The sequence below is a fragment of the Streptomyces sp. NBC_00448 genome (genome assembly GCF_036014115.1).
Taxonomy (GTDB): Bacteria; Actinomycetota; Actinomycetes; order Streptomycetales; family Streptomycetaceae; genus Actinacidiphila.
In genome coordinates, this window is sequence record NZ_CP107913.1 from 7,884,967 (window position 1) to 7,897,430 (window position 12,464).

The 12,464-nt window shown below is 73.7% G+C and carries 14 protein-coding genes and 1 riboswitch; of the genes, 6 read left to right on the forward strand and 8 right to left on the reverse strand.

Going from position 1 to position 12,464, the window contains the following annotated elements:
- Positions 1-34 precede the first annotated feature (34 nt).
- The 3 genes from OG370_RS34005 to OG370_RS34015 all read right to left on the reverse strand — a co-directional run bounded on the left by OG370_RS34005 (position 35) and on the right by OG370_RS34015 (position 2,448).
- Positions 35-1,123: a phosphatidylinositol-specific phospholipase C domain-containing protein gene (locus OG370_RS34005; RefSeq protein WP_328471073.1), complete on the reverse strand. Its 1,089-nt coding sequence runs from the start codon at positions 1,121-1,123 to the stop codon at positions 35-37.
- Positions 1,124-1,363: 240 nt separating this feature from the next.
- Complete coding sequence (locus OG370_RS34010) at positions 1,364-1,681, reverse strand: AzlD domain-containing protein (protein ID WP_328471074.1); 318 nt, start codon at positions 1,679-1,681, stop codon at positions 1,364-1,366.
- Entirely contained in the window at positions 1,678-2,448 is a 771-nt protein-coding gene (locus OG370_RS34015) for an AzlC family ABC transporter permease (protein ID WP_443060797.1), read from the reverse strand. The genes OG370_RS34010 and OG370_RS34015 overlap by 4 nt, the downstream gene beginning before the upstream one ends.
- Before the next feature lie 83 nt (positions 2,449-2,531).
- Between OG370_RS34015 and OG370_RS34020 the strand changes: the two genes are divergently transcribed.
- Both OG370_RS34020 and OG370_RS34025 read left to right on the forward strand, forming a co-directional pair.
- A complete protein-coding gene (locus OG370_RS34020; protein WP_328471076.1) occupies positions 2,532-3,104 on the forward strand; it encodes a helix-turn-helix domain-containing protein in 573 nt (190 codons plus the stop codon).
- Between the two features lie 160 nt (positions 3,105-3,264).
- Positions 3,265-4,038: a crotonase/enoyl-CoA hydratase family protein gene (locus OG370_RS34025; RefSeq protein WP_328471078.1), complete on the forward strand. Its 774-nt coding sequence runs from the start codon at positions 3,265-3,267 to the stop codon at positions 4,036-4,038.
- A gap of 33 nt (positions 4,039-4,071) precedes the next feature.
- On the opposite strand, the gene OG370_RS34030 is transcribed toward OG370_RS34025, so the two are convergent.
- Entirely contained in the window at positions 4,072-5,241 is a 1,170-nt protein-coding gene (locus tag OG370_RS34030; protein WP_328471080.1) for a phosphoribosylaminoimidazolecarboxamide formyltransferase, read from the reverse strand.
- A 30-nt stretch (positions 5,242-5,271) separates the two neighbouring features.
- Positions 5,272-5,357, reverse strand: a riboswitch (ZMP/ZTP riboswitch).
- Between the two features lie 126 nt (positions 5,358-5,483).
- Here OG370_RS34030 and OG370_RS34035 point away from each other — a divergent pair.
- Positions 5,484-6,056, forward strand: coding sequence for an AAA family ATPase (locus tag OG370_RS34035; RefSeq protein ID WP_328471082.1), 573 nt, complete (start codon positions 5,484-5,486; stop codon positions 6,054-6,056).
- 74 nt (positions 6,057-6,130) lie between these two features.
- Here OG370_RS34035 and OG370_RS34040 read toward each other — a convergent pair whose 3' ends face one another.
- Positions 6,131-6,640 carry an anthrone oxygenase family protein gene (locus OG370_RS34040; RefSeq protein WP_328471084.1) on the reverse strand — a complete coding sequence of 170 codons (510 nt, stop codon included), beginning with the start codon at positions 6,638-6,640 and terminating at the stop codon, positions 6,131-6,133.
- A 313-nt stretch (positions 6,641-6,953) separates the two neighbouring features.
- Between OG370_RS34040 and OG370_RS34045 the strand changes: the two genes are divergently transcribed.
- The 3 genes from OG370_RS34045 (at position 6,954) to alc (ending at position 10,212) form a co-directional block, all read left to right on the forward strand.
- A complete protein-coding gene (locus tag OG370_RS34045; RefSeq protein WP_328471086.1) occupies positions 6,954-7,922 on the forward strand; it encodes an AraC family transcriptional regulator in 969 nt (322 codons plus the stop codon).
- Positions 7,923-7,991: 69 nt separating this feature from the next.
- Entirely contained in the window at positions 7,992-8,915 is a 924-nt protein-coding gene (locus OG370_RS34050) for a LysR family transcriptional regulator (protein ID WP_328471088.1), read from the forward strand.
- A 166-nt stretch (positions 8,916-9,081) separates the two neighbouring features.
- Positions 9,082-10,212 (forward strand): allantoicase, encoded by a 1,131-nt coding sequence (gene alc, locus OG370_RS34055; protein ID WP_328471090.1) that lies wholly within the window; start codon positions 9,082-9,084, stop codon positions 10,210-10,212.
- A gap of 191 nt (positions 10,213-10,403) precedes the next feature.
- Here the strand turns inward: alc and OG370_RS34060 are convergent, their stop codons facing one another.
- The 3 genes from OG370_RS34060 to OG370_RS34070 all read right to left on the reverse strand — a co-directional run bounded on the left by OG370_RS34060 (position 10,404) and on the right by OG370_RS34070 (position 12,379).
- Positions 10,404-10,841, reverse strand: coding sequence for an ankyrin repeat domain-containing protein (locus OG370_RS34060; RefSeq protein ID WP_328471092.1), 438 nt, complete (start codon positions 10,839-10,841; stop codon positions 10,404-10,406).
- Between the two features lie 9 nt (positions 10,842-10,850).
- Positions 10,851-11,462 carry a hypothetical protein gene (locus OG370_RS34065; RefSeq protein WP_328471094.1) on the reverse strand — a complete coding sequence of 204 codons (612 nt, stop codon included), beginning with the start codon at positions 11,460-11,462 and terminating at the stop codon, positions 10,851-10,853.
- A gap of 119 nt (positions 11,463-11,581) precedes the next feature.
- A complete protein-coding gene (locus OG370_RS34070) occupies positions 11,582-12,379 on the reverse strand; it encodes a maleylpyruvate isomerase family mycothiol-dependent enzyme (RefSeq protein WP_328471096.1) in 798 nt (265 codons plus the stop codon).
- Positions 12,380-12,464 lie beyond the last annotated feature (85 nt).

Genomic DNA, 12,464 nt, shown 5'->3' on the forward strand with positions numbered 1-12,464 from the left:
CGCCTCGTCCGTGCGCCGGTTGGAGTCCTGACGGTCAGCCGCGCGGCAGCACCGTCGACTGGACGTCGGTGAGGCCGGTCCAGTCGTTGGACGCGATCGACGCGTGGGCCTTGGCCAGTTGGGCGACCCGGGCCTGCGCGTCCGCGGACGTCGGGTTGGTGTCGTCGAGGGTGGGCGGCACGTTCTGCGCGTCGGTCATGATGAGCAGGTAGTGGTGGGTGTCGTACCAGCTCGTGTCGATGCTGCCGTTCAGGTAGGTCGCGGCGTCACCGTCGAAGACCACGAACCAGGGGCGGATCGAGGCGTCGGAGTAGCGCGAACGCGGGTCGCCGGCCTGGGCGTTGTGCACCGCGGGGAAGACATTGGCCTGCGACAGCTTGCCCTGGCTCTGCAGCCCCTGGAGGTAGTCGGCGTACTCCTGGTCGGTCCACAGCGTGTCCGTCGGGTTGGACTCCTCGACGGTGCCGGGGATCACCTCCAGCAGCACCTTGCCGGCGAGTTGCTGACGGGTCGGCCAGTTGCCCGCGCCGGCCGCCTCGTCGAGTGACGTGTACTGGCCGCCACCCGGCTTGGCCAGCAGATCCGACGGCTTGTAGACCAGGTTGCCCAGGTGCGCGCTGATCGACTGGTCCAGTTTGGCCGGGCCCATCCCGAACGTGCTCTGGAAACCGGCCTTCATCTCCAGCTTGATGATCAGCGGCCCGTGGCCCGGGTGGGCGCCCAGCCACACCCGCACGTCGTCCAGGCAGCTCTCCAGGTCCTTGTTGGCGCCCCCGGTGTACAGGTCCGCGGGGGAGGAAGCGTCCACGCAGTTGTTGCTGTTGCCCAGCGGGTTGGAGTGGCTGACCTTCCACTCCTGGGTGACGAAGTCGTCCCAGACGTCCAGTTCGATCATCGACGACCCGGTGTCCAGGGACTGCGCGAGGTACGTGAACGCGCCCGGGTCGTAGGTGTTGTGCAGCCCGGAGCCGGTGCTGCCGGAGAACGGCAGCGAGTCCGTGTCGGCGGCGGACGCGGCGCCGCCTCCGGCGCCGGCGACGGTGAAGGCGAGGCACAGCGTCAGAACGCCCAGTAGCGCGGCGCGAATGCGTAGGGAAGCTCGGCGGATCAACCGACCGGTCACGTGTCCTCCTGTGGGGGTGTCGCTCCGTCCAGACGGTGCCCGTCGGCCATGAATCGACGGAGACATGACAGGTAACACGATCTGTCGTCCCTCTGTCACCTCCCCTACCGGCCATACGCTTTGACCCCGCGCGCCCCGGCCGCGTTCGGCTCGCGCCGTGCTCGCCGCGTGCTGTGCTCCACTCGTGCCGCGCTCAGCTCGTACCGCCTTCGCCTCGTGTCGCGTTCGGCTCGGCCGTGCTCAACTCGCGCCGAGCAGGCGCAGGACCGCGGCCGTGACCGCCGCGGCCAGGACCACCACCGCGAACGGGGCGCGGCGCCAGGCGAAGAGCCCGCCGACGGCCACTCCGGCGGTGCGCGCCGTACCGGAGAAACCGTGGCCCTCGGTCAGCGCGGACGTGGCCACGAGCGCGGCCAGCAGGACGACCACGGCGGTGGCCATGAACTGCTCGACCCGGGCCGAGAGGGTGATCCGGGAGCGCAGCACCGGTCCGGCGAAGCGGAACGCGAAGGTGCCCGCGCCCAGGACCGCCGTGGCGATCAGGAGCCCGGTGTTCATCGGCCCGCCTTCTGCTCGTTCGGCTGCTTCTCGTTCGGCTGTTTCACGGCCGGTTTCTCCTCGGCCGCCGCGGGGGCGGGCTTCGCGTCGTACGGCAGCCCGGCCGCGACGCCGGCGAGCGCGAGCAGTACCGGCAGCCCGGCGGGCAGGAACGGTGTCGTGACGAGCGCGACCGCCACCCCGGCCAGCGCCGCCCGCCGGTTGCCGGCCCGGTCGAGGGAGGGGAGCAGCAGGGCGAGCAGTACCGCGGGGAACGCCGCGTCGAGCCCGAAGGCGTCGGTGTCGCCGACCGCCCGGCCGCCGAACGCGCCGGCCACCACCCCGAGGTTCCAGGCCGTGAACAGCCCGGCCCCGCACAGCCAGTACGCCGTACGGCGGCGGGCCGGCGTGCGCTGGGCGAGCGTGAACGCCACCGTCTCGTCGACCATCACATGGCTGCCCGCGATCCGGCGCAGCCATCCGGTGCCGGTGAGCACGTCCCCGACCGCGAAGCCGAACGGGACGTGCCGCACGTTGACCAGCAGGCCCGCCGCGAGCGCGGCCACCGGATTGCCGCCGGCCCCCACGATCCCGATGAAGAGGAACTGCGCGGCGCCCGCGAACACCACCACCGACATCAGCATCGGCAGCCACAGCGGCAGGCCGAGCCCGACCGCGATCGCGCCGAAGGACACTCCGACGAGCGCGTCGGCCACGCAGACCAGGGCGATGTCGCGGAGCAGGTCCGCCAGGTCCTTCTCGGGGGTTCGCCAAATCGAACGGATCACCGTATAGAATGAACATAGTAGATTGTCGTTCGTCAAGCCGAACGACATGACTTTTTTATCGAACGAATCTGGAGCCATCCGGTATGCCGACGGAGGACAGACCACGCGGCGGCCCCCCGATCGCCGCCATCGCCGCCTCCCTGCAACAGGAGCGGCGGCGCGCCGGACTCTCCCTCGCCGAGGCCGCGCGCCGTGCGGGCATCGCCAAGTCCACCCTCTCCCAGCTCGAATCCGCCACCGGCAACCCGAGCGTGGAGACGCTGTGGGCGCTCAGCGTGGCTCTCGACGTGCCCTTCGCCCAGCTGGTCGACCCGCCGCGCCCCCGGGTCGAGGTGATCCGCGCCGGCGAGGGCCCCACCTTCACCGCCGAGCACTCCTCGTACGTCGCCACGCTCCTGGCGTCCTGCCCGCCGCACGCCCGCCGGGACATCTACGTCGTCTCCGCGCAGCCCGGCAGCGACCGCGAGTCCGAGCCGCACATGCCCGGACTGATCGAGCACGTGGTGCTCAGCACCGGCCGTGCCATGGTCGGCATCACCGACGACCCGGTCGAGCTGTACCCCGGCGACTACATCAGCTATCCCGGTGACGTGCCACACGTCTTCCGCGCGCTCGAACCCGGCACGGTCGCCGTGCTGCTGTCCGAGCACAACTGAGCCGAGCACAACTGAGCCGACCACAACTGAGCGAGCACAACTGTCCGTTACGGCTGGGCGGGACGGCCGAGCGCGCGCAGCCGAACGAGCCCGCACTCGTAGACGAGGAGTCCGCGCCGTGCCCTTGCCGCCCGTACCACCCGTAGGGCCCGTGCCACCCGTGCCGCCAGGGCCGGCCGTTCGCACCGAGCGCTCCGGTCCGGTCACCACCGTGGTGCTGTCCCGGCCGCACGCGCGCAACGCCGTCGACCGGGACACCGCGCAGGCGCTCGCGGACGCGTTCCGGGCGTTCGACGCCGACCCGGACGCCGCCGTCGCGGTGCTGTGGGGCGAGGGCGGCACGTTCTGCGCGGGCGCCGACCTCAAGGCGGTCGGCACCGAGCGCGGCAACCGGCTCGCGCCCGACGGCGACGGCCCGATGGGCCCCACCCGGATGCGGCTGGGCAAGCCGGTGATCGCCGCCGTCGCGGGCCACGCGGTCGCGGGCGGGCTGGAGTTGGCCCTGTGGTGCGACCTGCGGGTGGTCGAACGGGACGCCGTGTTCGGGGTGTTCTGCCGCCGCTGGGGAGTGCCGCTGATCGACGGCGGGACCGTACGGCTGCCCCGGTTGATCGGCGCCGGGCGGGCGATGGACCTGGTCCTCACCGGGCGTCCGGTCGACGCGGCCGAGGCGCACGCCATCGGCCTGGCCGACCGGCTGGTCGAGACCGGCACCGCCCGCGCCGCGGCCGAGCAACTGGCCGCGCAGATAGCCGCGTTCCCGCAGACCTGCCTGCGCGAGGACCGGCTGTCCCTGCTGGAGCAGGAGGGCCGGCCCGAACCGGAGGCACTGGCCGCCGAGTTCGCCCACGGCCAGGTCTCGCTCACCGAGATGGCCGCGGGCGCCGCCCGGTTCACCGCGGGCGAGGGACGGCACGGCGCCTTCGGCCCGTGACCCGGTCGCCGACTCCGCTCCCGCCGGGGCGGATCAGTGCCGGAAGAGCCGAAGTCCGGTCCGAACCAGGGTCATTCCCTGCCGCTCGCACGCCTCGACGACCTTGTCCGAGCGGATCGACCCGCCGGGCTCGGCGATCCACCGCACCCCGTAGCGTGCCGCGTGCTCCACGTTGTCCGCGAAGGGCAGCGCCCCGTCCGAGGCGAACGCCACCCCCGTCAGCCGTTCCCGCCACGCCTGCCGCTCACCGCCGTCCGGCAGCAGTACCGCGCTCGGCGGCGGCCCGGCCAGCACCCCGCGCAGCGCCTCGGCCTCGTACGGCGTCAAGTCGCCCTCGGCGCACCGCACCTGCCAGTTCACCCGGTCCTGCCGGCGTACCTCGGGCCTGAACTCCATGGCCCGTACGGAGGGGTGGCGGCGCATCCACCAGGTGTGCGTCTTGCGGCCCGCCAGGCGGGTGCAGTCCAGCCGGGACTGCTGGCCCGCGCCGATGCCGAGCGTCACCCCGTCCCGCACGTAGCAGACCGAGTTGGACTGGGTGTGGCGGACCACGGCCAGGCCGAGCAGCAGGTCGTCGGCGGCGGCCTGCGGCAGCTCGCCGCACACCACGTCGGTCAGCAGGCCGGCGCAGATCGGCACGTCGTCGCGGGCCTGGCTCAGCCGCAGCCCGTACTCCTCGCGGCTGTCGGCGGCCGGCGGCACGTACGTGGGGTCGGCCGCCAGCACCAGGAAACGGCCGCGCCGCTTGCGGCTCAGCGTGGCCAGCACGCCGGGCGCGTAACCGGGTGCCACGATCCCGTCGCAGACCAACCCGCCCAGCAGCTCGGCGAGTTCCTCGTCCACCGGGTGCGACACGGCGGCCAGGTCACCGTAGGACGACCGCGGATCGGCGTCCCGGGCCCGCAGATACGCACCGGCCAGCGGACCGGGCGCGGTCGTCCCGAGCCCGTAGCGGGCGGCGGTGTCCGCGTCCACCGGGCCGGCCAGTGCCGCGCCCGCGGGCGACACGTGCTTGAACGACGCCGCCGCGGGCCGCCCGAGCGCGCCCGCCGCTTCCCGTACGAGCTGCCAACCGGCCAGCGCGTCCAGCAGGTTGATGTACGACGGTTCGCCGTTGAGCACCCGCAGCGGGCCGGGCCCCGGTGCCACGGGTACGGCATGTGCCGGCTGCTGCTGGGGGTTGAGTCCGTACCGCAGTTCCATCCGGGGTCCTCCTCGGTCGCGTGCGCTGATCCGAGGCGCCCAGGCGGTCGACGCGTCCGAAGGTGTGCGTGCCGCTTCCCGGTGGTGGCCCACCCTCGCCAGTCGCGGCGCCGCCGATCGTACCCAACCGGCGCCGCGACCGCGGCGGGTGGTGCGGGGGACGCGCGGGCCGCCGGGCGGCGGGGGCGGCCGGGTGCGGCGCGAACCGGTGGACGTGCCGGGCCGCCACTAGGCTCGGACCCATGATCGTATGGCTCAACGGCACCTTCGGCGCGGGGAAGACGACCACGTCGCGGCTGCTCACCGAGATGCTGCCCGGAGCGCGGATCTTCGACTCGGAGTACGTCGGCCACATGCTCCGGCCGTTCCTGACCGACAAGCCGGTCCGGGACTTCCAGGAGCACCCGCCGTGGCGGTCGCTGGTGGTGCAGACCGCCGTCCAACTGCTCGACTACGTCGGGGGCACCCTGGTCCTCCCGCAGTCGGTGCTGGTCGAGGCGTACTGGACCGAGCTGTCCGGCGGCCTGGCCGAAGCCGGCGTACCCGTCCACCACTTCGTGCTGCACGCCGATCCCGAGGAACTGGTCCGGCGGATCGAGCAGGACACCGAAGGGGCGCCGGCCCGGCAGTGGCGGCTCGACCACGTCTCCGCGTACGAGGCGGCCCTGCCGTGGCTGCGGGAGGCGGGCGAGGTCGTCGACACGGCGGGGACGCCGCCGGCGGACGTGGCGCGGCGGATCGCCGCGCGGGTGGCGGGCGCGGCGGACCCGTCCGGGGCGACGAACCCGGCCGAGGCGGCGAACGCGGCGGGGTGACCCGGCGGGCGCCGCCGGAGCGGGTTCGCGGCGTATGTTCCGGTCCTCACGCCTGGCCGCTCACGCCTGGCCGCTCACGCCTGGCCGCTCGCCCGGGCCGCGACCCGCATCGCCCAGGCCAGGCAGCCCAGCGACGCCGTACAGGCGAGGGTGCGGGCGACGTTCCAGTGCACCCAGGTCGACTCGAACCGTTCCCGCACGGCCGCCAGGTCGTGGACCTTGCCCGGGTCGCCGGCGTTCGCCAGCCGGTCGTTCAGCGGCACGTTCAGGCCCATCGTGATCAGCAGCGACAGCGCGTAGAGCGCGACGCCCGCGATGATCCACGGCAGGGCGGCACTGGCCGCGCCGCGCCGGTGCAGCGCGATCGCGAGGCCGCCGAGCACCAGGGCGCCGCCGAACGCCAGGCTGAACCAGCCGTTCAGGATCGCCACGTTGATGCGCTGCATGGACTCCACGAAGGTGCGGTCCGACGAGCGGCCGAGGCCGGGCATCACCGCGCACGAGAACGCGAAGTACAGACCGGCCATCAACCCGGTGGTGAGCGTGGCGGCGAGCAGCACCAGGCTGCGGAGATCGGCGGACATGTCAACTCCCTTGGCGGGGACGGGTGATGCGGCGGGGGCGGGCGCCGCGGGCCACTGCGAGGTGGAGGTCGTCGTCATGCCTTCGAGTACAGCCGCCCCGGGCCGGTCCCGGCCATGGCCGAGAAACTCACCCGCATACGCGCGCGTCCACCGCCTACGCTGGGACGTATGCAGCCGTACGCACATCTCCCGTACACACGCGGTGCGTACGCGCACCGTCCGTGCGGGCACCTTCCGTGCGGGCACCTTCCGTACGCGCGCCGTCCGTGCGGGCACCTTCCGTACTCGCCCCTGACGTGCGTCTGAGGACGATATGGACGCGCTGACCGACCTCCTCGACGGGCCGCGGGCGCGCGGTGCGTTCCTGCTTCGCTCGGTGCTGGCCCCGCCGTGGGCGATCCGGATCGCCGACCGCGCCCCGCTGACGCTGCTCTACCCGGTCGACGGGGACGCGTGGGTGGTGCCCGACCGGGAGCCGCCGGTGCGGATCGGGCCCGGGGACATCGCGGTGGTGCGCGGCCCGGAGCCGTACACCGTCGCGGGCGACCCGGCGACGCCGCCGCAGATCGTGATCCGGCCCGGCCAGGTCTCGCAGACCCCGGACGGCGACGAGCTGTGCGAGGAGATGGACCTCGGGGTGCGCACGTGGGGCGACACCGCCGAGGACACACCGGGCGCGGGGGTGCTGATCAGCGGGACCTACCAGATGGACGGCGAGGTCAGCCGGCGGCTGCTGGCCGCGCTGCCGCAGGTGCTGGTGCTGCCGGCGGACGCCTGGCACAGCCCGCTGCCCGCGCTGCTGTCCGCGGAGGTGGTGCGCGACGAGCCGGGGCAGGAGGTGGTCCTCGACCGCCTGCTGGACCTGCTGCTCATCGCGGTGCTGCGCGCGTGGTTCGCCCGGCCGGAGGCGGGCACGCCGGGGTGGTACGCCGCGCAGGGCGACCCGGTGGTCGGCCCGGCACTGCGGCTGCTGCACGAACGGCCCGCGCACGGCTGGACGGTGGCCGCATTGGCCGCCGAGACCGGTGTGTCACGTGCGGCGCTCGGCCGCCGCTTCACCGAACTCGTCGGCGAGCCGCCGATGGCCTACCTGACGAGCTGGCGGCTCGCCCTCGCCGCCGACCTGCTGCGCGAACCGGACGCCACCATCGCCGCGGTGGCGCGCAAGGTCGGGTACGGCAGCCCGTTCGCCCTCAGCGCGGCGTTCAAGCGCGTGCGCGGGGTCAGCCCGCAGGAACACCGCAGAACGCGCGGGCCGGGGAGCGCGGCAGCAGTGTCGTGACCGGTGTCGTACTCGTCGTACCCATCAATCCATCCGCACAATCATGGTCTGACTGTTTAGTCTGGCCGTATGAAAGAGTGGGACCTCAAGAAGCTCCAGATCCTTCGCGCCCTGCACGACGCGGGTACGGTCACCGCCGCGGCGGCCGCGCTGCGGATGACGCCGTCGGCGGTGTCGCAGCAACTGGCCACGCTCTCGAAACAGATAGGGACGCCGGTCGTCGAGGCCCGCGGCCGCGGGGTGCGGCTGACCGGTGCGGCGCAGGTCCTGCTGCGCCACACCGAGGTGGTCTTCGCCCAGTTGGAGCGGGCGGGCGCCGAGTTGGAGGGGTACGCCCGCGGTGACGCGGGCCTGGTCAAGGTGGGCACCATCGCCACCGCGATCAGCCGGCTCGTCGTGCCCGCCGCGGAGCTGCTGCGCCAGTCCGCGCCCGCGATCACGGTGTCGGTGCGGGAGATCGAGGCCGCGGCGGTCTTCGAGGAGCTGGCCGCGGGCGAGGTGGACGTCGCGGTCTCCCTCGCGGTCGACGCGCCCACCGCCCGGGACCCGCGGTTCGCGGTGTTCCCGCTGCTCACCGACCCGCTGGACATCGCCCTGCCGATCGGCCACCCGCTGGCCACCGCGCCGGGACTGCGGCTGGCCGCGCTCGCCGAGGAGTCGTGGATCTTCGGCAGCCGCGGGCCGTGGCGCACCATCACGCTCGCGGCCTGCGCCGACGCCGGGTTCGTACCGGAGCAGGCGCATGCCGCGGCGGACTGGCCGGCCATCTTCTCACTGGTGGCGGCGGGTATGGGGATCGCGCTGGTGCCGCAGATGGCGACCGTGGGCGGCTGGCGGCGCCTGGTCGCGGTCCGGCCGCTGGACGCGGACCGGCCGGTGCGCCGGATCGTGGCGGCGGTCCGCGCGGGCACGGAGGAGGGGGCGCTGGTGCGGCGGGTGATGGGGGCGCTGCGGCACGCCGCTGAGTTGGACCCATTCGTGAAGTTGAACTGAAAGGAATATTCAAAAAGTATCGATGGACCTGAAGTGTCGGAGGGGGGAGGGTGGGGGCATGAAAAGGAGCGAGGGACGAAGAGGGACGGCTGGAGCAGAAGCAGTGACAGTGGCCGCGGCGGACATGGATGCGGCGCGGGCCGCGGAGACGAGGGGGACAGCGGGCATGGAGCAGGAAGCGGCCTTCACCGCACTGACCGATTTCACCGGGGACGCGCTGCCGTACGGAGGAGGGAACCCCTTCGCGGACTACCGCCGGGCGGAGTTGCCCTTCACCGGGCTGGCGGATCTGACCGACCGCCGGCTCGGCGCGGGGGTGATTGCGGCCAATGACGAGTTCTTCGCCGAGCGGGAGAATCTGCTGCTGCCCGGGCCCGCGGTCTTCGACCCCGAGCGGTTCGGGCACAAGGGCAAGGTGATGGACGGGTGGGAGACCCGGCGCCGCCGCGGCCGCTCGGCGCAGACCCCGCATCCGGAGCCGGCGGACCACGACTGGGCGGTGGTGCGGCTCGCGGTGCCCGGCGTGGTCCGCGGCATCGTGGTGGACACCGCGCACTTCCGCGGCAACTACCCGCAGTCCGTCTCGGTGGAGGCCGCCGCTCTCTCCCCGTCTGCCGGGCCCGAGGATGTGGCGGACCCGTCGGTCGAGTGGACCGAGCTGGTGCCCCGCACCCCGGTCGGCGGCCACGCGGAGAACGCCTTCGCGATCCGCGTCGAGCGGCGCTTCTCCCATCTGCGGCTGCGCCAGCACCCTGACGGCGGGGTCGCGCGCCTGCGGGTGTATGGACAGGTGGCGCCCGACCCTGCCTGGCTGGCAGCGCTCGGCACCATCGACCTGGTCGCGCTGGAGCACGGCGGCACCGTCCAGGACGCCTCCGACCGCTTCTACTCGCCCCCCGAGCACACCATCCTGCCGGGCCGCTCCCGGAAGATGGACGACGGCTGGGAGACCCGCCGCCGTCGGGATCAGGGACACGACTGGATCGAGTACCGGCTGGTCGAACAGGGCACCGTCCGGGCGATCGAGATCGACACCGCCTATCTCAAGGGCAATGCGGCCGGCTGGGCCACCTTGTCCATACGGGACGGCGAGGACGGGGAGTGGGTGCCGCTGCTCGACCGGGTGCGGCTGCACCCGGACACCGCCCACCGCTTTCTCGTCGATGAAGCCGCCCCGGCCACGCATGCCCGGATCGAGATCTTCCCGGACGGCGGCATCTCCCGGCTGCGGCTGTACGGCTCGCTCACCGGGCAGGGCACGGCGCGGCTGGCCGAGCGGGCCGAGGCGATCGGCTGAGCGACCGCCCGGGCGGGCAACGGGAGGAGGAAGGGCGCGCCTTCCACGGAAGGGCCCGCACGAATCCGGGGCGCGTGGAGCCCCCTGGCGAACCCCTGCGGGCGAACGGCGCGAGCGGCCACCCATCGGCAGGTGGCCCCTCAGTTGGGCGGGGGCAGCCCGGAGGTGTCAGGGGCGCGGGGCCGGCGCGGTCACTCCGCGCCGAAGAGCGCCAGCAGTTCGGTCCTGCCGAACACGCGGGCGGTGTCGATGGCGGACGGGGTGCCCGCGGCCGGATCGGCGCCGGCTTCCACCAGGGCCGTGATCACCTCCTGCTCGCCCTTGAACACCGCGCCGGCGAGCGGGGTCTGGCCGCGGTCGTTGACCCGGTCGACGTCGGCGCCGCGCTGGATGAGGGCGTGCACCGCCGAGGGGTGGCCGTGGTAGGCGGCGAGCATGACGAGGCTGTCGCCACTGTCGTTCGTCAGGTTGGCGGGCACCCCGGCGTCGACATACGCGGCGAGCTTGTCGGTGTCGCCGTGCCGGGCCAGATCGAAGACCTGCGAGGCGAGTTGGAGGACCTCCGGGTCGTGCGCGGGCTCGCCGGTGGGTCCGGAAGCGGAAGCGGGGTCGGGGCTGGACTCGGTCATGCCACCACCCTACGCAGGGCAGCGTCCGCTGAAGAAGGAGATCACCACGTGCCGCGCCGGGGCGTCACCGACCTTGACGTCCAGCGGGACGCAGGCGCGGCCGTCGCCGGCGACGAAGAAGGAGCCACGAAAGGAGGTGGGGCTGCCCGGGCAGGAGTGGAAGGCGACCGCGGGCGCGGGCGCGGAGCCGTACTCGCCGCCGAACTCCAGCCCGGCGCGGGCGCGCTGCTCGGCGCCGACCGTGACGGTGACGGTGGAGTCGGGGCGGACCACGGTGTCGATGCGGTAGTGCCAGCCACCGGAGTTCTGCCGGCCGCGGTCGGTCTGGTCGCCGCCGGCCAGACCGCCCAGGCCCTGCCAGGTCAGCGGGCCGACGGTGACATCGGAGCCGGCGGGCGCCGCCGACGGGCTGCTGCCGGTGGTGAGGTGGCCGGTCGACGAGGAGGACGGTTCCTTGGGGGCGCCGGTCGGTGAGCCGGCCGGGTTGGTGGTGCGGCGCGGCGCGGGCGGGGAGCCGTCGCGCTGGACGAGGCCGTCGACGCACTCCACCGGCCGGGGATGCTCGATGCTGCCGACGGGTGGGGGCGCGGACGCCGCGGTGGGCGAAGCGGTCGCGGTCACATGCGAGTGTGTGCCGAAGGAGCAGCCGGAGAGCAACATGAGCGCTCCGCCCATGGCTCCGCCCACTCGCAACGCTCGTCCTGACATGAGCATCACTCCTCAGTCAGGACGGTACGTGCTCAATCCAGCGGCGACCAGACCACCAATTGCCGGACCAGCTCCGCGTCCCCGCTCACCCGCAGGGTGCCGCCGTCGTACGGAACCCGCCGGTAGAGCGCCAGCAGCAACTCCTCGGCGGGGCCGGTGAGCGAGGCGCCCGGGGCGGGGCCGCCGCCCGGGGCGACGCGTATCGCGGACGCGCCGGTCGCGTCGAGGATCAGCGTCCAGGCGGGGCCCTCCTCGCAGACCAGGGCGACCCGGGCGGGGGCGTGCGGCCAGCCGTCCATGCTGCCGAAGCCGATGTGCAGGAACTCGTCGAGCGCGTCCACCGCCAGCGCCGGCAGCAGCGGTTCGGGGGCGCCCACCGCGTCCTGCGCGTCACGGGCGTGCACCGCCGCCTCCTGCACCTGGTGGCGGGCGACGGCGCCCGCCGTCGCCGGGCTGCCGGACGCCGACCACCACGTCCAGCACTCCAGATCCGGGCCGGCCGCCCGCAGCGCGTCCAGCAGCAGCGCGGTCGAGCGGGCCGACCACGCCGTCAGCTCACCGGAAGGCGTCACGTCGCCCACCGCGTCCGGGTCGGGCGGCCGGGAGGCCGGCCCGGCGGCGACGGCGGCCGCCCAGAAGCGCTGCACCTGCCCGACGTGCGCCACCAGATCGCGCACCGTCCAGTCCGGGCAACCCGGCACCCGGGCCTGCCCGTCGGCGGTCTCGGCCGCCTTCCGCAGCGCGGCCGACCGGTCCTCCACCAGTTCCAGCCAGTCGGGGAAGCGCAGGGCCGGGAACGCCCCGGCGGGCGGGGTGCGGAATGACGTCATGGGCACCGTTCTAGCAGCGGGCACCGACAGCGGTGGCGCAACGGGTCGGCGGACCGGGCGGACGGGACGTTTTACCCGGTTTCCA

Coding starts and splice junctions, on each gene's coding strand:
- OG370_RS34030 (WP_328471080.1), bottom strand. CDS start 5,241: ATGGAACTGCGGTACGGACTCAACCCCCAGCAGCAGCCGGCACATGCC.
- OG370_RS34060 (WP_328471092.1), bottom strand. CDS start 10,841: ATGACCGAGTCCAGCCCCGACCCCGCTTCCGCTTCCGGACCCACCGGC.
- OG370_RS34045 (WP_328471086.1), top strand. CDS start 6,954: ATGGACGCGCTGACCGACCTCCTCGACGGGCCGCGGGCGCGCGGTGCG.
- OG370_RS34035 (WP_328471082.1), top strand. CDS start 5,484: ATGATCGTATGGCTCAACGGCACCTTCGGCGCGGGGAAGACGACCACG.
- OG370_RS34070 (WP_328471096.1), bottom strand. CDS start 12,379: ATGACGTCATTCCGCACCCCGCCCGCCGGGGCGTTCCCGGCCCTGCGC.
- alc (WP_328471090.1), top strand. CDS start 9,082: ATGGAGCAGGAAGCGGCCTTCACCGCACTGACCGATTTCACCGGGGAC.
- OG370_RS34020 (WP_328471076.1), top strand. CDS start 2,532: ATGCCGACGGAGGACAGACCACGCGGCGGCCCCCCGATCGCCGCCATC.
- OG370_RS34050 (WP_328471088.1), top strand. CDS start 7,992: ATGAAAGAGTGGGACCTCAAGAAGCTCCAGATCCTTCGCGCCCTGCAC.
- OG370_RS34040 (WP_328471084.1), bottom strand. CDS start 6,640: ATGTCCGCCGATCTCCGCAGCCTGGTGCTGCTCGCCGCCACGCTCACC.
- OG370_RS34010 (WP_328471074.1), bottom strand. CDS start 1,681: ATGAACACCGGGCTCCTGATCGCCACGGCGGTCCTGGGCGCGGGCACC.